This window comes from Streptomyces sp. NPDC037301, from assembly GCF_055602785.1.
This window is the reverse complement of the sequence record NZ_JBVJWD010000051.1, coordinates 17,549-35,648: the sequence shown is the minus strand read 5'-3', so window position 1 is coordinate 35,648 and position 18,100 is coordinate 17,549. Positions and strand designations below refer to the sequence as shown.

The following is an 18,100-nucleotide window of genomic DNA, read 5'->3' as shown; positions in this document are numbered from 1 at the left end:
CGCTACGGGTCATCGTGGCCCACGTCTCCTTTGCCGCTCAGGTGAGCCGGTCAGTGGTCGCCGGCGGAGGCGGCTCCCCGGGTATCCCCCGGGGGCCTGCCTGGGGCAAGCGGAAGGGGCATCAGCGGGGGCAGGCTGAAGCTGTCCCCACCGGTGCCCCACTGAGCGCCGTTACTTGCCCGGCTTGAACGCGCCTTCCGCCGGGTGCGCGAACGCCCCCACCGTGGTCTTCTTCCCGGCCGCAGCTCCCTTGAGCGCGAGCTGCCCGCCCATCATCCGCAAGTCCAGGTAGAAGCGCACCACGCCCCGCTCGGCCTTCAGACTGTGGATGCGGGAGTCGATGTAGCCGAGCTTGTTCAGCTTCTGCCTCACCTGAATCGTGGTGGGCTTGTTCAGGCCCGTCAGCACCTTGGTTATGCGTTTGCCATGCTCACGTCCCTCACACGCCTCCACCCCATTCAGCTTGGGCTGCTCAGGCGTAGCAGTGGGGGACGGCACGTCCGTGGGCGGCTTCTCGTCCACTGGCAGCAGCTCACTCGGCCGCGTGGGCGGATGCTCACCCGGGCGCGGATCATCCGACTCCGTCGCCGCCGGGGCATCCGGCACGCACGGCGCACCCACCCGCTCCAGCATTTCCATAGACGCGACCTGCGCATCCGGGCTCGGGCTGGTAGCCGCCTGTGTGCCCACGCTGTTCGCGGTGTTCTGCTGCCGTCCCCCGGCCTGCTCGCTGCCGCACGCAGCCAGCGCCACCACCGCGAGCGCTGCCGCCGCCATGCCCGTAAGAACTCTGTTCAGCGTCATGAACACACGCTCACGGAACAGCCTGCCATCACGCATGAGCACGCGTACTCATGCTCAGCACACCCTGCCGCCCTCTGCCCCGGAGAAGGAGGTGGGAAGGGCCGCTGGGCGGCGCGCCTGCTCTTGGTGTTCTCCGAGCATTGAACTCCTTGGAGAAGCGTCCCGGCCCCGCACGAGCGCCAAGACCGGAGCCGGACTCACGCACCCTGCCTCGTCCGCCCATCCGCGCGACCTCTAACATCATGTGGCGTTTCGTCGTCGGACGCCGATGCCTGCCTGGCCGTGTCCGCCGCCCAACGCCCACGACGTCCGCCGCACAGCGATGGAGTCGGGTATCGAGCAGCCGAGGAGAGGAACGTTCATGCGCGCTCGGAGCATCGGCGCGGCCGCCGCAACAGCATTGGCGCTGGTGGCTGCCCGCGACCTCGTCCAGAAGAAGCACGCACTGCTCAGGAACTTTCCCGTGATCGGGCACGCCCGGTACCTGTTGGAGACGATCGGGCCGGAGCTGCGGCAGTACGTCGTGACGTCCAACGAGGAAGAGCGCCCGTTCAGCCGTGACCAGCGCACCTGGATCTATGCGTCGGCGAAGGAAGAGAACAACTACTTCGGGTTCGGAACCGACGTAGACGTTGAGCACGTGCAAGGGCACGCGTACGTGAAGCAGCGGACGTTCGCCGGCACGCTGCCCGATCTGCACGACCCGCAGGGCCCGCTGCCCTCGGCCAAGGTGCTGGGCGGCCCGCGCGGGCGCGCCAAGGCGTTCCGGCCGACGAGCGTCGTGAACATCTCGGCGATGAGCTTCGGATCGCTCTCCGGCGCGGCCATCACGGCGCTCAACAAGGGCGCGGCGCTGGCCGGCGCGATGCAGAACACGGGCGAGGGCGGCCTCTCGCAGTACCACCGCAACGGCGGTGACCTCGTCCTCCAGATCGGGACGTCGTACTTCGGTTGCCGCAACGAGGACGGCACCTTCAACCTCGACAAGCTCAAGGACGTGGTCGCAGGCGCCCCGGTCAAGGCGATAGAGATCAAGCTCTCCCAGGGCGCCAAGCCGGGGCTCGGTGGGATGCTGCCGGGCGCGAAGGTGACCCCCGAGATCGCCAAGATCCGCGGCATCCCGGCCGGCAAGGACTGCGCCTCCCCCTCTCGGCACACCGCGTTCCACGACGTCGACTCGATGCTCGACTTCGTGGAGCTGCTTGCTACCGAGACCGGTCTGCCGGTCGGGATCAAGAGCGCTGTGGGGGAGATGAGCTTCTGGCAGGAGCTGGCCACGCTGATGGCGCGTGGTGATCGCGGGGTCGACTTCGTGACCATCGACGGAGGCGAGGGCGGCACCGGGGCGGCTCCCCTGATCTTCACCGACTCGGTGTCGCTGCCGTTCCGGATGGGCTTCTCCCGCGTCTACAGCACGTTCGCCGAGCGGGGTCTGACCGACGACCTCACCTTCATCGGCTCCGGCAAGCTCGGCCTGCCCGAGAACGCCGTCGTCGCCTTCGCCCTGGGTGTCGACATGATCAACGTCGCCCGCGAGGCAATGCTGTCCATCGGCTGCATCCAGGCGCAGAAATGCCACACCGACAAGTGCCCCACCGGCATCGCCACCCAGGACCCGTGGTTGGTGCGCGGCGTCGACGCGCCCTCGAAGGCCACCCGGGCCGCTGTCTACCTGCGCACCCTGCGTAAGGAGCTGCTGAAGGTCTCGGGAGCTGTCGGCGTCGCCCACCCGGCACTCATCACCACCACCGACATCGAGATCATGAACGGCGACTACGACGCCCGCACCTTGGCGAGCGTCTACGGCTACAAGGACGGCTGGGGCGAACTCGGCCCGGAGCTCGCCCAGGAGATCACCGCGCTGCTCACCGCCAAACCGACCCCTCTCCAGAAGCCTGTCGGCTGACGTGCGACGAGTTGCCAGTGCCTGATCTGCGAGGTCGGGCGGTCCGATCTCTTCGCCACTGGCCAGCCGCTGGCCCACGACGACTTGGACGCGGTGGCCCAAGGCGGCGGCCGCGGAGGAGCCCAGAGCGTCGACTATCTGCGCGGTGTCCTCGTCACCTACCAGGCACTACCCGAACGTGACGAGCTCGCCGCCCGCATCGAGCGCCACCTCGCCCGCGTCGCGAAACGCAGCCCCGAGCACGCCTTGCTCCTGCGGCCCTACGTACGCTGGTCGCTGCTGCCACGTGCCCGCAGGGCCGCACAGCGCCCGGCCGGGTCCAAGCGCCGCACCGCTGGGCCTACACCCGGATCAACCAGGCCGCGGTCTTCCTTACCGTCGTGAAAGAACAGGGACTCACGCTGGCCGATGCCACCCAGCATGAGGTCGACGCCTGGCTCGCAGGCAACCCGAGCACTCGCTACGAGGTCCGCGACTCACTGGGAACGCTTCCAGCAGTGCCTGACCGACACCAACCTGCCCCTGGATGTCCGCGCCGCCGGATCCTCGACCGCACCCCGATCCGTCTGCCCGAACCCCTCGCCCGCCTCCTGGCTGAACTCGCGGACCAACCCCCGCCCTCTGGCTGGGCCGCGAACTCACCCCACCGGTGGCTCTTCCCTGGCATCCGGCCCGGCCGGCACATCTCCGGTGCCGTTCTCGCCCGGCGCTTGGCCGCCCACCACATCCCCATCCGGCCGGCCCGCACCACCGCGTTGATCCAGCTCGCCCAGGACCTGCCGCCCGCTGTCCTCGCCCCCATGCTCGGCCTACACGTCATCACCGCCCAGCAGTGGCGCCGACGCGCCGCCACCGACCGGAGTGCTTACCTCGAAGCCCGCCGGACCGGAACACCCGGCTGATTAACGACGGCGCAGGTCAACCCCGGGCAACCGGCACACCGCTCTCCAGGTGACGGGACGCTACCCAGCGGCTTGAACCGGGCAGGGCCTCAGAACGGGGGATCGTCGTGCCAGGTGCCGTCCGACAGCTCGGGCGGCCGGGGATGCGCCGCTGGAGGACGGCCAGGGCGTCCTCGACGCGGCCGAGGTCGATGAGGTAGCCGGCCAGGTCATGGCTGTTTGTGGAGGCGTGCTGTTCGAGGACGGCGACGGCCTCCTCGGTGCGTCCGGCGCCGGCGAGCAGCTCGGCGATGTGCGGCGCCGCGTACGAGGTGGCGCCCTCGGGATGGGAGCGGGCCTGTGCGATCGCTTCGTCGACGCCGTCGCGGGCGGCGATCAGCGGCAGCCGTATCCAGTACAGGTCCCACTCCTCCTCGCCCCCGCGGGCGGCGGCGAGGGCGTCGAGGTGAGCCAGGCCGTTCTCGGGGCGGCCCTGGTCGAGGCACAGGTCGGACAGAGTATGGAGGATCCAGTCGTCCCCGTTGCGGGCGTCGGCCTGGACGCGCATCACGTCGATCGCTTCGTTCCCCCGGCCGTGCCGGGCCAGGAGCTGCGCGAGCTCGAAAGCCGAATTGGGGTCGTGGGCCACGGGTCCGTCGGCCTGCCGGTATGCCGCGATCGCCCCCTCCACGTCGCCGCGCTCCTCCAGCAACCTCGCGAGCCGTTGTACGGCGTACCCCGAGTCATCAGTCGCCGCAGCTGCCCGAAACTCGTCGAGCCGGCCGTGCCGTGCCAGCAGCGCGGCCAGTTGCTCACGGTTCTTGAGCAGCGTGGTGCTGCCGGTGCGCAGCAGGGCGATCGCCTCGTCGCCCCGGCCCCAGCCCTCCAGTAGCTCGGCCGCGGCTACAACGACGGGCTTCGTGGTGCTCCCGGGCAGGTGCGTGGTGGAGAGATCGCTGAGCTGGCTGATGCGCTCGCGCCGCCCGGTGCGCGATGTCGAGATCCTGCCCGCCACGCACGAGGCCATTTTGCTGTGGTCGATGACCATGCTCATGAGTGGCCGCCTGGCCGGACACCGCCCAGGTGCCTTCAGCCGGCCGGCGCCGCGAGCGCGGTGAACAACTCCGGCCGCGCCTTTAGGGCCCACCCCCGCTCCACCAGACGTTTCGCCTTCGGCCGCAGCCCCTCGGCCTTCGCCGGGACCGCCTGAAGCCCCAGGGCCACGGCCAGCTGCCGGCAGCGCATGCCCTCCCGGCCCGCTCCCGATTCCAGCACCGACACGATCCGCTGGTAGTCCGGCGCGAGGGCCGACGCCGCCATGCGCTCCGCCTGCCGCGGCACGGGCGAGCCCGCCACCGCACTCCGCGCCGGTTCCGCCACCACGGAAGGCGGCTCGGCCAGCACCTCTGCCACCGTTGCACGGGCATCCACCAGCCGCTGCAGCGCGCGTTCCGCCTCACCGAGCACGACCTGCACCTGCTCGGCCTCCTCCCGCAACAGCGCGATCTCTTCCCGGACCTTCTTCTCCCGGGCCTCCAGTAAACCGAGCACCGACGGCACCAGCCACCTCCACAAGTGAGACGAGCGGACGAACCACGCCCATCTCTCCCGCCGCGACCGGTGTTTGTAAGCACTTCTTTGGGCTCCGCTGCGAGAGCCCGAAGTGGCCCCAGCGATGTACGAAGTTGATCTGGCTCCAGTGGGCTGTCATCTGCCAGGAGAACGTAAGTGGGTTCTGCCACCGTCGGGCGGAGCGTCCGTCAGCAGGCAGAGGAAAACCGCTCGACGGATTTACTCGGGGCGGGGCATGCTCCGCACTCGTGACGACGCCGAAGCAGCTCATGGTCCAGATTGCCGCCCGCAACAACGCCGAGTGGTGCGCGGCGATGAGCCGATCGCACGACGTGGCGAGCGAGTTCGGGACACAAGCCTGGGCGGCCCCGGCCCGCACGCCGCTGTACTACCCCGACGCGGTGACGCTGGTGCCGGGTGCCGACCCGGTCGCGCTGGTAGAACGGATCGACATCACCGCGCCCGGCGCCTCCGTCAAGGACAGCTTCGCCGACCTCGACCTGACGGAGGCTGGCTTCCAGGTGCTGTTCGAGGCGCAGTGGATTCACCGCCCGGCGAGTGCGCCCGCCATCACTTCAGATCTTGCCTGGGACGTGGCGGGTGACCCGGACATGTTGCGCGCCTGGGCGCGCGCCTGGGACGGCGGGGCCGGCAGCGCGGACCTCTTCCGGCCCGAACTGCTCGACGACCCGGCCACCTTCGTTCTCGCCGGACAGTCACCTGACGGCCGGGTGATTGCCGGAGCGGTGGCCAGCCGCAGCGACCATGTGGTCGGAATTTCCAATGTCTTCGCCCTGGACGGCGGCCCTGACGCGGCCTGGCCGGTCGTGCTGGACGCGGTGCACCGACTGTTTCCCAGCCTGCCCGTGGTCGGCTATGAGCACGGGCAGGATCTGGCGGCCGCCGTCCGCCACGGCTTCCAGCCGGTCGCTCCGCTGCGGATCTGGCTGCAGGGCTGAACCAGGCCCAGGGCCCCGATGGACACCACTGACACCGTCGGGGGCACGCTCACGGGTCTGACCGCTACCCCAAAACTACCGTCCCACCCCCCCGGCCAGCGGAACCACTCGATCGAGGTGGGGCCAAATCAACTTGCTACAGGGGCGTGAAGCGCCCTTCCGCACGCCCCCATCAGCCCCGAAGTGGAGCCAAAAGAACTTGCTCCGCTGGTCCCAAAACAAGTGCTTACAGACAAGATGCTCCGAAAGGCCCTGGTCAGCCGCAGATGTCGAAGGTCGAGCTGTACGCCGCGATCCCGAGCCGAGAACACCGCCAGCTGACCTTTCCAGTCGTTCCGCATGCCCCGCCTGGAGACGGGCTACCGCGATGACCAGGGAACACACTTCTGCTGGCCGGCCGGGCGGACATCGACAAGATCGAAGCCATCTGCGTGGCGCACGAGATGTTGGACCTGGCCCAGGCCGGAGTCACGGACGAACCCGACCCACCCTTGCGTGGTCGCGTGTCGAAGAAGCCACCCGACGACGTCCATCGTCACCCCGAAGTCGTCCTCGTGGACGCACGTCCGGACGGTCAGGGCCCACGGTTCGCTGCCGTCCAGGTTCGGCCTGTCCGTGGCACGGACCAGCAGGGAGACATCGGCCCCGTCGAACGAGTGGCTCGCCGAGCCACCGTCGAAGGCCTGCCAGGGACCGCCCCATGACTCCCAGTCGGTCGACTTCAACTCTGTCGGCATGTCCGCCTGCCCCAGGAGCCACCTCAGTTCCAGAAGCACCGGCTCGGGCAGGTCCGGCGTCAGGTCCACCGCCAGGAACAGGTCGTAGTAGTCACTCACATCAGGGACCCTAGCCCCAGCCGCTGACAGCACTCTGCGGGCCTGGCAGACCCCCACGGAGCCCGGTGCTGTCAAAACTCGGGTTCTGGCTCACTTTCCGTGGAGCTTGCACGCTGAGTGACGGCGTTGGGTGAGCGGGCCGCGGGGAAGTTGCCCGGAATTGACCCGTACCGGGTGGGGTGGGGCTGACAGTTCGGCTCGTGGAAGAAGTGGTGCTCCGGCTGGAGGAGTTGCTGTTCCCGTCGATCGCGGACGTGGCGGTGCTGTCGGTCGATGTGAACGACGAGGCGGTACGGATAGAGGCTCGAAGCACGGTGGCTGGGGCCGCCTGTCCCGGATGCGGGATCTGGTCACGGCGGGTTCACAGCTCCTACCTGCGCTTTCCCGCTGATGTGCCCAGTGGTGGCAGGCGGGTTGCTCTCTGTTTGCGCGTCCGCAGGTTTCTCTGCCCGGTCGTCTCGTGTGGGCGGCGGACCTTCGCCGAACAGCTGCCAGGCTTGACTCGTCGGTACGGTCGGCGGACCGAGCGCCTGCGGTCGACGCTGGCCGCGGTCGGGCTCGCGCTCGCCGGTCGGGCCGGTGCCCGACTGGCGAGCATGATCGGTGTTTCCGTGAGCCGCAGCACGGTGCTGCGGCTGGTCGAAGCGTTGCCCGACCCCGAAGTTCCGGCCCCGCGGGTGGTCGGTGTCGATGAGTACGCGACCCGCAAGGGGCGTCACTACGGGACTGTCCTGGTCGACGTCGAAAGCCGGCGTCCAGTCGATCTGCTGCCTGACCGGGAGGCGTCCAGCCTGACCGCTTGGCTCGTGAAACGGCCCGGGGTGGAGGTGGTCTGCCGCGATCGGGCACCGTTCTTCGCCGAAGGGGCCACGGCCGGGGCACGACAAGCGGTGCAGGTCGCGGACCGGTGGCATCTTTGGCACAACCTGAGCGAGGCTGCGGAACGGTGCGTCGCAGACCACCGCGGATGCCTGAAGGCCCTGGCGCCGGATCCGGCCCAGCGTGCCCCCGAGCCGGAGAAGTTCGAAGATCCCTCCGGCTCGCCCTGGCCGAGGGGACACCGCTTCGCTGACCGTACCCGTGTGAACCACGCGACGGTCCACGAACTGCTGGCAGCCGGGCTCAGCCGTCGGGCGATCGGCCGCCAACTCCGGATGACCTCTCGCACCGTCAAGCTCTTCGCCGACGCAGCCACCCCGGAGGACCTGTTCCAGGGGCAGTGGCAGGGCCGGCCATCCAAACTCGACGCGTTCAAGCCCTACCTGGATGACCGCTGGAACCAAGGCTGCACGAATGCCTGGAGGGTGTGGGAGGAGATCGTGCCGCTCGGCTATCAGGGCAGCTACCAGCGGGTTCGCGCCTATTTCCGGGAGAAGCGGCTCTCGCCAGGTCCCGTCACGGCTCGGCCACCGTCACCCCGGGTCGTCGCCGGATGGATCCTCCGCCGGCCGGAGACCCTCACCGAGACGGAACGCCTTCGGCTCAAGGCCGTTCTGGTCCACTGCCCTGAACTGGACGCCCTCACCGGCCACGTCCGCTCCTTCGGTCAGATGCTCACCGAGCGCCAGGGCGAACGGCTGCCGCAGTGGCTTGATGCCGTCCGGCGAGACAACCTTCCCGGCCTCCACACGCTCGCCGCAGGCATCGACCGCGACCGGGACGCCGTCATCGCCGGCCTCACCCTGCCCTGGAGCTCCGGCGTGGTTGAAGGACACGTCAACCGGATCAAGATGCTCAAACGCCAGATGTTCGGCCGAGCAGGATTCGATCTCCTCCGTAAGCGTGTCCTGCTCTACACCTAGGGCAACGCTTGCGAGCCTGCCGCGGGTGCTGGCAGACGAGCCTCAGGTCGCTATGTGTCTGATGAGCTCGCGTGACTTCTGCTGCAGTGCGGCTGTCCACTCCCTTGCATGGGGATCCGAAGCCGTCTTGAGATAGCGGCTCTCGGCGCGCTCGGCCGCCTGCCAGTTCGCCTCGATGTTCGCCTTCTCAGCCAAGGCCAGCACCGTGGCAACGAACCCTTCGGACAGTGTGGCCATGATGGCGTGCCTGGTTTTGCTATGCCAGGCGAGCAGGGCGTCGACGAACGCCGCGAATGCGATGGGGTCAATCTGACACTCGTCAGCTTCCATTGGGCCGATGCCGGATGGCAAACCCACTTCAGCTTGATAGACGGTGACATGGCTCATGAACAGCCGGGACGCCCCGTTGGACGGGTTCCACAGGGTTTGGTCGCTCAATTTGTAGTACTGGCTCACGTCAACCTCTCACTGCTGGTCATAGGGGGTCGACGCTACGGTCAGTTAGCCCTCCACGGACAGTGAGCCAGAACCCGAGAAACGACAGCACCCCGCTGGCGGGGCTACGCGGTGGAGCGCCATTCCCCTTCGAGGCTGCTGAAGATCATGGAGTCTCGCCAGCCGTCGTGGAGCAGTGTCGTGTGGCGCAGGCGTCCCTCACGCGTCATACCGATCTTGGACAGCACTCGGGAGGAGCCGAGATTCCTTGGGTCACAGGTGGCATGGATCCGATGAAGCCCCAGCTCGCCGAACCCGTGCGCGAGCAGCTGCCGACCGATTTCCGTGCCGATGCCCTGCCCCCATACCCGGGGATGCACGATGTACGAGATCTCGCCCTGGCGCTGCTTATGGCTGCGGACATGCAGCTCACCCATGCCCACCACATCCCGCCCGACGCGGGCGACATAAGGGAACCGGTGCTGTGGGGTACCCGACCAGGCCTTGACCGCGGAGTCCACGAAGTCCTGCGTCTGGACCTCTGTGTTCGGCCCCCAGGACTGATAGCGGCACACCTCCGGGAGGCACGCCCACGAGTGAACGGCTGGCCAGTCCTCCGAAACGATCTTGTCCAAGGTTACCGAGTGCCTACTCATATGACGATCATGAACGGGCCTCCGCGCGAAGAGCAAGATCAAGGAGCCCATCAAGCTTTGCCGACGTCCATGCGGAAGGGAGGCCCGGTGCTGTCCGTTCTCGGGTCCACGGAAAGTGAGCCAGAACCAAAACTCGTGAACATCGGTCGGCGGCTTGATCACCAAGCGCTGCCGAAACTCATCGACAAACGCTGTCCTACGAAGTGGACGAAGCCAGCCTGAGGCGGCAGTGCCGGTCGCAGGTATAGGAAATGACACGTCCTTGAGACAGCACCTCGGCGACACGACCTGACAAGGCACCCGGCACGCAGTGCGCGACACCGAGCGGCGGCCCACATCGCTCGTGTGTCGAGCGAACGCAGAGGCTCGCCCGTTCTGTTGGTCGGTCTGGCCGGGAAGGGGAACGCCGTTGATCAGCGGTTCGGTTGCGCAGCGAGCGAACGTGGCACACAAGGCGGAGACCAAACACCAGGAGTGAGGATCACACCGTGAGCCCGACGCACCTTCCTCCCCCTGAGTACTACGCCTCGCCTTCCCAGGCATATCGCGGGTGCCGGGGCGATCATCCACGACGCTGCGGGCTGCATTCTTCTGGTCCAGCCGTCCTATCGCACCACCCGGCCAGCTGCTGGCCGTCAACTGGGCACCGGAACAGGCCGCCCGCCGCCCGCCGCTGGCCAACTACCTCTTCGACGGCGGGCTGATAACGCGCGAAGCTCAGACACGAATCCACCTCGGCCCGGACGTGCTCGCCGCATGGCGGCTGACGATCCCCGAGCAGTGGGACACCCTCCTCGCCTCACACATGGCCCGCCGCCTGCACGCCTGCTCCCGAGCTCTGGCCCAGGGCACCACCGTCTACGTGAGCGTATATACGAACTGGCCGTGCGTGCAGCGGCAAACACTCCTCGATGACGCCCCCGGAAGAGCAGCCCTCGGGCTCAGCTGCGTCTGCCAGTAGTGCACACGTGGTCACCTTGGGCATCGGAGATCGCGGTCGGGCCCGCGGCGGATGCGAATCGTTCCTGCGGTGAACCTTCGAGTCCGTGCGGGTGAGCAGCCGCTGGCTGCTTGAATTAGCGGCAGGTGACGCGGAGTAACATCTGCAGATCCTGCGCGTCCGGGGTCGCTGGTGGTCGTTGGGGTAGGTATGACGACGGATACGGCATGGGTACCCGATGACTTCTCCGATGTGGTTCTCGCTCGGTGCCGCGGGATGTCGGCGCGTGATGCGGAACGCCTGCGGGCGAAGGTCCGGGAAGCGCTCGAGGGCATCCCGTGGACGAGTGGACCGTGAGGTTCGCCGACGTGATTATCGACCATCGGGAGGAGTCCTTCGCGAAGCCGTTCTTCGAGCGGTCGGTTGCGCGGGGTATGCGGGGGATGATCAGCGGTAGTTGAGCGATCATCTGCATGTGGGTACGGAGGGGACAGTGTTCCCGGGCCTCACCTTTGCCCACGGGGACGATCGTTCGGCTGAAGCCACATGAAGCCCTCCGCCGAGAGGCGACCACCCTCCGCACTCGCACCTCCACGGCCCCGGCTGGCCTTCCCCGGCCAGCCGGGGCTTTCCCGGACTCCAGCACCGCTGCCACTCGGACGGGAACTTCCTGACCCGGTTGGTGGATCGGCTGCGGAAAGGGGGTGCTGCCCGTCGGGGGAGGGGAGTTCGTTGTGCCGTGGGTGAAGCCGTACGTGTGCAGGGACGGAATCCGTGAACCGGTTGACTGCTTCGGCTTATGAGGGTGCGGAGGGTGGCCGCATCCGGTGGGGATGCGCCACCCTCTGGGGCGCCGCGCTGGAACGCGGTGGTGCCCGGTCCCTGTTCCATGGTGCAGCCACGACGCCAGGGAGACCTCGGGTACGAGTACCTGAGACAGCGTTGCTAGGAGGGTGTCATCGCGTGCGTGCCTTCGGCAACGCCGGATGGACGGAAACGAATGAAAAAATTGGTTTCATTCTCCTGACCTGCGGCCTCCTGGTAACCGGCTGCCGGCTCGTCCATCCGTTCGCCCGCATCGTGGACCCGGGCTCTGGACGTTCATGAATCAACGCCCTTGCCCGAAGGGCCACGCATTGTGATGATCGGGTTACTGGTGAGAGGATCGCCGCGGGTTGACGGACCGGACCTGGAAGTCCCCGTCAGCTGTCACGGTGCAGCCCAAGTCCGCGCCCTATTAAGGGTTCTGACACGACGCCAGTTGGAGACACGCATGCGTTCATCACTCTTCCCGCCGTCCTCGCCCAGCGCCTCCCCGGGCGCGCTGACGCCCGGCGAGGTGGTCATCATCCTCGTCGTCATCCTCGTGGCAGGAGCCCTCGCCCTGGCCGGCCTGCCGATGTTCGGCGCTCTTGAGTTCATCGCGGGCGCCCTCTGCGTCGCCGTCAGCTCGCTAAGGGCGATACGCACGACGACAGCGCCCTCGCCCGAGGCAGTCTGACCCACCTATGGGACGGCGTGAGAACGCCGTCGCCGCAGAAACCCGGCAGTCCGAAGCGCTCGCGCTGTGGCTACGTGCCCAGCGCGAGCGCCGAGGCGTCACCTACGCGGCGATGGCCAAACTGATCGGATACCGGTTCACCGCGTCCATGCTCTCGCGCGGCGCCAGCGGGAAAGTCCCCTCCCGTAAACTCGTCGAAGCCTACGCACGCGCCTGCGACGCCGACCCCGCAGACGCGATCCGCCTGTGGAAAGCCGCCCGCCGCTCCGAGGAAGAACTCCGGCGTCGCGAGGAGACCACCACGGAGTTCCAGGACCTGGCGACCTCGGTGCGCTCTGCACTCACTCACCCGGAACTGATCGAGACCTTCGGCCAGTTACGTCGGGCGATGATCCAGGTCCGTGCCAGGGAGGGCCAGCCGTCTCTGGGCTACTTGCAATCCGAGGCCGGGCGCACCGCTGATGGCCGGCACTTCCGGCTCCCGAAGAGCAGTCTGAGCGCGGTCCTGCGGGGGGAAGCGGTCCCCTCCCGCGAGCACGTCACCGCGTTCATGGAAGCCCTCGGCGCTTCCCCCCGCAAAGTCAGGCCGTGGGAACGAGCCTGGGACCGGATCGCACGAACCCACGCCCGCCAGCCTCCGGCTGTGGTCGAGATCCGCGTCGCGGACGGCCCCGCGGCCGTGCCACCCCAACCCCCCGTCCTACTGATGACCGCAGCCGCGAACGGCCCCGACTACGACTACCTTCGTGACCAAGTGGTGAGCGACTACATGAACACCGACACGCCCCGCATCTGGAAGGGCCCGCAGCGCCCCTACCCGCCAGCAGGCCAGACTCGCTCCGGCCTGCCCATCCGGATCCCGCGACGCTACGAACGCCCGGCCCACCGCCTTCAGCCTCACAAAAAACCCAGCCCAACCAGCGCCACACCCGTCCTTGCCGCACCTGGCCGTCCACGCTCGGCCGCTTCCCAGGCCCTGGAGAAGACCCTTCAACTACGCCTGCTCCGTGACGCGTAGCCCGGGCGGTGCAGCCGTAGGCCCGGTCAGTAAGAAGCGCCGGAGCCAAGATTCCAGGGGTGGATGCCCTGCCCTTACTGCACCGCCACGGCCACAGAGCTAGTCCGTCGTGCCCGCCGCTACGACGTGCACGTTCACCAAGGGCAAGGCAGGTGGCGCCCTGAAGGAGAGAGACTACAGACATGATCAAGCCCCAGACACGCCCTGTTCGACTGAGCGACATCGACGCAGCCACGCAACTCCTCGCCCGTAAATGGGACATCACTGAGCCCTTTCCAACCTCACGTTGATGAGTAGTGGAGGGCGAGGGCAGCTTTCACGATGTCGGTGATCCTGTTGGTGCTGCAGCGAAGTTTGCGGAGCAGGCTCCAGCCCTTCAGGACGGCCATGGCCTGTGGCAATGGCCACGCAGGGATGGGTGGAAAGTGACGCACAACAGGGTTCAGGTGTACTACTGCGTACAGCATGCAGACGAACCATTGGTAGTCCGAACCCCTGAGGATGTCGATGCGCTGATCGACGCTCTGGCTACGGGCCCTGAGTTCGAGAACTTGGCTGTTCTGCACAGTTCGCAGCGTGAGCTTCTGCCGTCAGGATTTCCAGATCACGAGTTCATGGTTGGCGCCGACGGGAAACGACAGGTAGGGGTTCTGAGCTTCATGGACGAGAAGAACTTCGTCTCGCTCGGCTCTTCGGGGAGCAATGGAGGGGAGGTTACCTACTTTGTCGCAGAGAATCCGACCGAGTTTCCCGCCACGGTAGAAATTCCCCTTGCTCTGGTGCGTCAGGCCGCAAAGGAATTCCTTTCTTCCGGAGGGCAGCGTCCAACGTGCACCCAATGGCAGGAGCCAGAAATCTGGTAATCGCCCGTTTTGGTCCTGTATCCGGCGAAGCGGGAGTGCATCATGACCCAATGTCACTTACCGTAATTCGATCACGAGGGTGCGGTTGCTGTGTAGGTGCGGTGACGGGCGGCTCGGCGGAAGGGCCCGCCGGTGTGGTGTGGCCGCTCGACCGGGTACTTGGCGCGTTGGGCCACGCGTGGGTAGCTGCGGGCTCGGCGCTTGGGGTTGAGGTGGCGGCGGGCGGTGATGTCGGCGGTCAGCTCATCGATCTTGGCCCGGGTGCGGGGGTGGTCCGGGGAAAAGCCGCCGTGTCCGGGACTCGGCGGCGCAGGATCTTCACGGTTCGGGTGAACTTGACCTGGTCGGGGTCGACTTGGGCGTTAGTGGAGGCCTGGGCGGTGAGGGAGGTGATGGCGTGGTGGGTGAGCAGGAAGCCGCAGATCCCCTGCAGGACCATGTCGGGGCTGGAGCGCAGTACCCGGCCGGGGCCACGCAGGTCGGCAGCATGTCCTCCTCCAGGCGGTCGAACAGCCGCCCGGCCAGCTCGTGGCTATGTAGGTGTCTGTGGGAGGCGTTTGTTGCCGACTTCGGATGGCGGTTGGCGGGTCGGGAGTCGTGGAATGTCGGCGAGATTTGAAGTCGCTCGCTTGTGCGGAGATGGCCTTGGTGAAGGTGCGGCCTGATCCGGGGACCCTCACCAGCGCAGGTCGCATGGTCTCCGGAACGGCCGTCACCCCTCTTCGCGTAGGGTGGCCTCGCCGGAACGTCCCGCTTGACTAGGGGTTCCGGGACCCGCACGGCGGGCGGAGCGGGCGGTGGTCGAAGCGAGGAGTGGATGTGGGGGGCGTGGCGGTCGGCGCGCGGTCGGAACAGGACGGTCCGGGTGAGGGGCCCGAGGAGCCGGCGGGGAAGACGAGGAGGTGGGGGAGGGCCGGAAAGTCCGCGAAGGCGCAGCGGCCGTTCTGGAAGGAACTGCCCCTGCTCATCGTGGTCGCGCTGGTGCTGGCGCTGCTGATCAAGACTTTCCTGGTGCAGGCGTTCTTGATCCCCTCGGAGTCGATGCAGAACACCCTGCAACCGGGTGACCGGGTCCTGGTCGACAAGCTGACCCCGTGGTTCGGCTCGAAGCCCGAGCGCGGCGAGGTCGTCGTCTTCCACGACCCGGGGCACTGGATGAAGGACGAGCCGACGCCCGAGCCCAACGTGGCACAGAAGGCGCTGAGCTTCATCGGGCTGATGCCGTCCGCCAACGAGAAGGACCTCATCAAGCGGGTCGTGGGCGTCGCCGGCGACACCGTCGAGTGCAAGGGCACCGGCCCGCTGAAGGTCAATGGCAGGCCGCTGAAGGAGCCCTACGTCTTCCCCGGCAACACCCCGTGCAGCACGAACCCGGAGAGCCAGTTCAAGGTCACGGTGCCCAAGGACCGGCTGTGGGTGATGGGCGACCACCGGCAGGACTCGCAGGACTCCCGCTACCACCAGGACGAGGACGACAAGGGCTTCGTCCCCGTGGACGACGTGGTGGGCCGCGCCATCGTCATCGCCTGGCCCATCGACCGCTGGGACACCCTCTCCGTCCCCACCACCTTCGACCAGAAGGGCATCGACAAGGCGGCCGCCGCCGCCCCCACCGCGGTGGCCTTCGCTGGCGCCGTTCCCCTGGTGCTGGTGCGCCGGCGCCTGCTCTCCCGCCGCAGGACCGGCGGCACGACACAGAACTGACCGACCATCACGGTCAGTCAATGGAGCATTGACGTCCTGTTCGGGGAGGACGCAGCCTGCGGCGCGGTTCCGATCAGCACCGGCGCGTACCCCCGCGAGGCGGCCACCCACGGGCCTCCGCACGGCGGGCGCCGCCCCGGCCCGGATGACAGCCCAACGCCACCGCCCAGCTCGCCGCTGAAGCCGGTGGGACCTGGCGCCACTACGCCCCCGACAGGCCGGCACGGTGGTCACGGCGTATCGCCGCGTACAGCTCGACCTTGCTCGCCGGCATGCGCATCCGGGCCCCTAACGGGAGAAGCACACCCAGCGTCCCATCGCAAGGCCCCAGCTGCCTTCAAAACTCGGTTCTGGCACAGATCTTGGGGGTGCGGTCGCAATGCGTCACTGAAGCAGAATCATCTTGCGGAGTAGTTCGAAGCCGGCTCGTCCGTAGAGCTGTCTTTTGATCTTCTTGATGCGGTTCACAGCGCCTTCGGTGCCACCGGAACTCCACTCCAGGGTGAGTCCGGCTGTCACGGCGTCGAGGTCTCGAAGCATGTGGAGCGCGAAGCCGGTGAGGCCGGGCAGTTGGCTTGCGTCGAGGGCGTCGATCCAGGTGGGGAGCGTGGCACCGAGGCGGCCAGTGAGTATCTGGCCGAAGTCGCGAATGTGCCTGGCGGCAGTGTCCAGTTCGGGGCAGCGGGCCAGGACGTCCTTCAAGGAGGCGCGGTCCTCCTCGCTCAGTGCTGTGGGATGGCGGGTGAGCCAGCCAGTTACCTGGCGCACCGTCGGCGGCGGGGGCGGCGCGTCCGGCGAGGTGCTGCGCAGGGTGGCGATGTAGGCGCGGACCATGCCGTAGGTGACGGGGGCCTGCTCGGTGAGCAGTTCTCGGTGGAGTGTGGTGACGCTTGTGCATCCTGCGGCGAACCGCCGCTCCAGGTAGGGCTTGTAAGGGTCCAGCCTGCTGGGCCGGGGCCGGTTTTCGCGGAGGGTGTCCTGCCAGTGCGCGGCGCGTGCATACCGCAACACGGTGTTGAGGCCCCAGCCCAGGTGCCGGGCTTTCGCCCGACGCGAGTGGCCCTGCGCGAGCAGTTCATGGACCAGGGTATGCGCGGCCCTCTTGCGCTGAGCCCGTCGGCCGGCAGGATCTGGGCAGGGTAAACCGGAACCGTCTGGTGGCGGGTCGATGGCTGACAGTTTGGGCGGCGTCGGGGCGCGCAGGCACTCGCGGTGGGCGGCGACGCAGGTCTCAACGGCTCGGCCGAGGCCCTGCCACAGGTGAAACCGGTCGGCGACCCTGGAGGGCTTCGGGGGCGCCGAGTCGGGCCCCCTCGGCGTAGGCGCCCGCTCGGTCTAGGCAGGTGATCTCCACGCCGGGGTGGGTGGTCAGCCACGCGGCCAGCGGCCCTGCTTCACGCGTCGGGAGCACGTCGACCACGCGATGGGTTTCTCCGCAGGTCAATACGGTGGAGTAGGTCTGGCCCCGGCGGATCGCGAAGTCGTCCACACCCAGCACGCGCTGCGTGCTGGTCTGCGGATCCGGCAGCGCCATGACTCTCCGCAACAAGGTCATCCGTCCTGCGTGGAGGCCCAGCTGATTTGCCGGACGAGCGCCGGCTCGTCCGGCAAGCGCGAGCCCGACGCGTTCCAGGACATGGTTGAGCCGCGTGGTGAAGCGCGCGTACGGGGCAGTCAGCTGAGCGAACGGCTCGGCGAAGGTGCGGCGCGGGCAGTCCGCAGCACCGCAGATGAATCGCCGAACCGTCAGCCGGATCACGACGCTCTGCCCGCCGAGCGGGAGATCCTTCAACCTCCGCTGGTAGGAGTCGTGCACCCGGCCCGAGAAGCGACGGCAGTCAGGACACGCCGCGCCTGTCGCCCGGCCTCTCGCGACCACATCGGCCGTGCCGAAGGCAGTGGTCACCGCCTCGACGTCCACGTCGTCGATCCCGGCGAACACGAGGGAATCCCAGAACGATGCGTCGGCCTTCATAACAGCACTGTCACCGATCACAACCAAGAACGGCGGGAAAAGCCAAGAACTTGATGGAGCGTCACTCTCATCTGCGTGGCGGCGGGGCGTGCGCGGTCTCACGCGTGTGTACCGTCGCCTGCTACCTGCTCCGATGCCGCTGAAGCTGCACGTCCCTGAACCGCAGTCTCACTGATTCCGCCCTGTGGCCTGCTCGGTCTCCCGGTCGGCGCGTCCTTGTCACAGCGAACCTGCCTCGTTCAGAAAGT

19 protein-coding genes and 1 pseudogene are annotated in these 18,100 nt (G+C 67.7%); 10 read left to right on the top strand and 10 right to left on the bottom strand.

Going from position 1 to position 18,100, the window contains the following annotated elements:
* Positions 1-171: 171 nt before the first annotated feature.
* On the bottom strand, positions 172-804 hold the full coding sequence (locus ACZ7IB_RS40840; protein ID WP_470919763.1) for a hypothetical protein: 633 nt from the start codon (positions 802-804) through the stop codon (positions 172-174).
* A gap of 361 nt (positions 805-1,165) precedes the next feature.
* Between ACZ7IB_RS40840 and ACZ7IB_RS40835 the strand changes: the two genes are divergently transcribed.
* From ACZ7IB_RS40835 to ACZ7IB_RS40825, 3 genes are all read left to right on the top strand, one after another.
* Complete coding sequence (locus tag ACZ7IB_RS40835; protein ID WP_470919761.1) at positions 1,166-2,710, top strand: FMN-binding glutamate synthase family protein; 1,545 nt, start codon at positions 1,166-1,168, stop codon at positions 2,708-2,710.
* An 84-nt stretch (positions 2,711-2,794) separates the two neighbouring features.
* Positions 2,795-3,094 carry a hypothetical protein gene (locus tag ACZ7IB_RS40830; protein WP_470919759.1) on the top strand — a complete coding sequence of 100 codons (300 nt, stop codon included), beginning with the start codon at positions 2,795-2,797 and terminating at the stop codon, positions 3,092-3,094.
* Complete coding sequence (locus ACZ7IB_RS40825) at positions 3,091-3,612, top strand: hypothetical protein (protein ID WP_470919758.1); 522 nt, start codon at positions 3,091-3,093, stop codon at positions 3,610-3,612. The genes ACZ7IB_RS40830 and ACZ7IB_RS40825 overlap by 4 nt, the downstream gene beginning before the upstream one ends.
* Before the next feature lie 16 nt (positions 3,613-3,628).
* Here ACZ7IB_RS40825 and ACZ7IB_RS40820 read toward each other — a convergent pair whose 3' ends face one another.
* Together ACZ7IB_RS40820 and ACZ7IB_RS40815 are read right to left on the bottom strand one after the other, a co-directional pair.
* Entirely contained in the window at positions 3,629-4,645 is a 1,017-nt protein-coding gene (locus ACZ7IB_RS40820) for a tetratricopeptide repeat protein (RefSeq protein ID WP_470919756.1), read from the bottom strand.
* Between the two features lie 35 nt (positions 4,646-4,680).
* Positions 4,681-5,151, bottom strand: a complete 471-nt coding sequence (locus tag ACZ7IB_RS40815) for a hypothetical protein (protein ID WP_470919755.1) — start codon at positions 5,149-5,151, stop codon at positions 4,681-4,683.
* 260 nt (positions 5,152-5,411) lie between these two features.
* Between ACZ7IB_RS40815 and ACZ7IB_RS40810 the strand changes: the two genes are divergently transcribed.
* Entirely contained in the window at positions 5,412-6,122 is a 711-nt protein-coding gene (locus ACZ7IB_RS40810; protein ID WP_470919754.1) for a hypothetical protein, read from the top strand.
* A 359-nt stretch (positions 6,123-6,481) separates the two neighbouring features.
* On the opposite strand, the gene ACZ7IB_RS40805 is transcribed toward ACZ7IB_RS40810, so the two are convergent.
* A complete protein-coding gene (locus ACZ7IB_RS40805; protein WP_405681931.1) occupies positions 6,482-6,958 on the bottom strand; it encodes a hypothetical protein in 477 nt (158 codons plus the stop codon).
* 200 nt (positions 6,959-7,158) lie between these two features.
* Here ACZ7IB_RS40805 and ACZ7IB_RS40800 point away from each other — a divergent pair, with 200 nt between their 5' ends.
* Positions 7,159-8,760 (top strand): ISL3 family transposase, encoded by a 1,602-nt coding sequence (locus tag ACZ7IB_RS40800; RefSeq protein ID WP_470919753.1) that lies wholly within the window; start codon positions 7,159-7,161, stop codon positions 8,758-8,760.
* A gap of 42 nt (positions 8,761-8,802) precedes the next feature.
* On the opposite strand, the gene ACZ7IB_RS40795 is transcribed toward ACZ7IB_RS40800, so the two are convergent.
* A complete protein-coding gene (locus ACZ7IB_RS40795) occupies positions 8,803-9,216 on the bottom strand; it encodes a DUF6086 family protein (RefSeq protein WP_470919752.1) in 414 nt (137 codons plus the stop codon).
* A 104-nt stretch (positions 9,217-9,320) separates the two neighbouring features.
* A complete protein-coding gene (locus ACZ7IB_RS40790) occupies positions 9,321-9,851 on the bottom strand; it encodes a GNAT family N-acetyltransferase (protein WP_470919751.1) in 531 nt (176 codons plus the stop codon).
* A 550-nt stretch (positions 9,852-10,401) separates the two neighbouring features.
* Here ACZ7IB_RS40790 and ACZ7IB_RS40785 point away from each other — a divergent pair.
* From ACZ7IB_RS40785 to ACZ7IB_RS40775, 3 genes are all read left to right on the top strand, one after another.
* A complete protein-coding gene (locus ACZ7IB_RS40785; protein ID WP_470919749.1) occupies positions 10,402-10,812 on the top strand; it encodes an NUDIX hydrolase in 411 nt (136 codons plus the stop codon).
* Positions 10,813-12,064: 1,252 nt separating this feature from the next.
* Positions 12,065-12,292: a hypothetical protein gene (locus tag ACZ7IB_RS40780; RefSeq protein WP_470919748.1), complete on the top strand. Its 228-nt coding sequence runs from the start codon at positions 12,065-12,067 to the stop codon at positions 12,290-12,292.
* Between the two features lie 7 nt (positions 12,293-12,299).
* Positions 12,300-13,310 (top strand): helix-turn-helix domain-containing protein, encoded by a 1,011-nt coding sequence (locus ACZ7IB_RS40775; protein WP_470919746.1) that lies wholly within the window; start codon positions 12,300-12,302, stop codon positions 13,308-13,310.
* 281 nt (positions 13,311-13,591) lie between these two features.
* Here the strand turns inward: ACZ7IB_RS40775 and ACZ7IB_RS40770 are convergent.
* Positions 13,592-13,705, bottom strand: a pseudogene (locus ACZ7IB_RS40770) (IS5/IS1182 family transposase); the annotation flags it as partial.
* Positions 13,706-13,735: 30 nt separating this feature from the next.
* Between ACZ7IB_RS40770 and ACZ7IB_RS40765 the strand changes: the two are divergent.
* Positions 13,736-14,173 carry an Imm1 family immunity protein gene (locus tag ACZ7IB_RS40765; RefSeq protein ID WP_470919744.1) on the top strand — a complete coding sequence of 146 codons (438 nt, stop codon included), beginning with the start codon at positions 13,736-13,738 and terminating at the stop codon, positions 14,171-14,173.
* A 238-nt stretch (positions 14,174-14,411) separates the two neighbouring features.
* On the opposite strand, the gene ACZ7IB_RS40760 is transcribed toward ACZ7IB_RS40765, so the two are convergent.
* Complete coding sequence (locus ACZ7IB_RS40760) at positions 14,412-14,612, bottom strand: hypothetical protein (protein ID WP_470919743.1); 201 nt, start codon at positions 14,610-14,612, stop codon at positions 14,412-14,414.
* A gap of 380 nt (positions 14,613-14,992) precedes the next feature.
* Between ACZ7IB_RS40760 and lepB the strand changes: the two genes are divergently transcribed.
* Complete coding sequence (lepB, locus tag ACZ7IB_RS40755) at positions 14,993-15,877, top strand: signal peptidase I (RefSeq protein ID WP_470919742.1); 885 nt, start codon at positions 14,993-14,995, stop codon at positions 15,875-15,877.
* Positions 15,878-16,261: 384 nt separating this feature from the next.
* Here the strand turns inward: lepB and ACZ7IB_RS40750 are convergent, their stop codons facing one another.
* Positions 16,262-16,888 (bottom strand): transposase, encoded by a 627-nt coding sequence (locus ACZ7IB_RS40750; protein ID WP_470919741.1) that lies wholly within the window; start codon positions 16,886-16,888, stop codon positions 16,262-16,264.
* Positions 16,889-17,108: 220 nt separating this feature from the next.
* Complete coding sequence (locus ACZ7IB_RS40745; RefSeq protein ID WP_470919739.1) at positions 17,109-17,852, bottom strand: ISL3 family transposase; 744 nt, start codon at positions 17,850-17,852, stop codon at positions 17,109-17,111.
* Between the last annotated feature and the right edge of the window lie 248 nt (positions 17,853-18,100).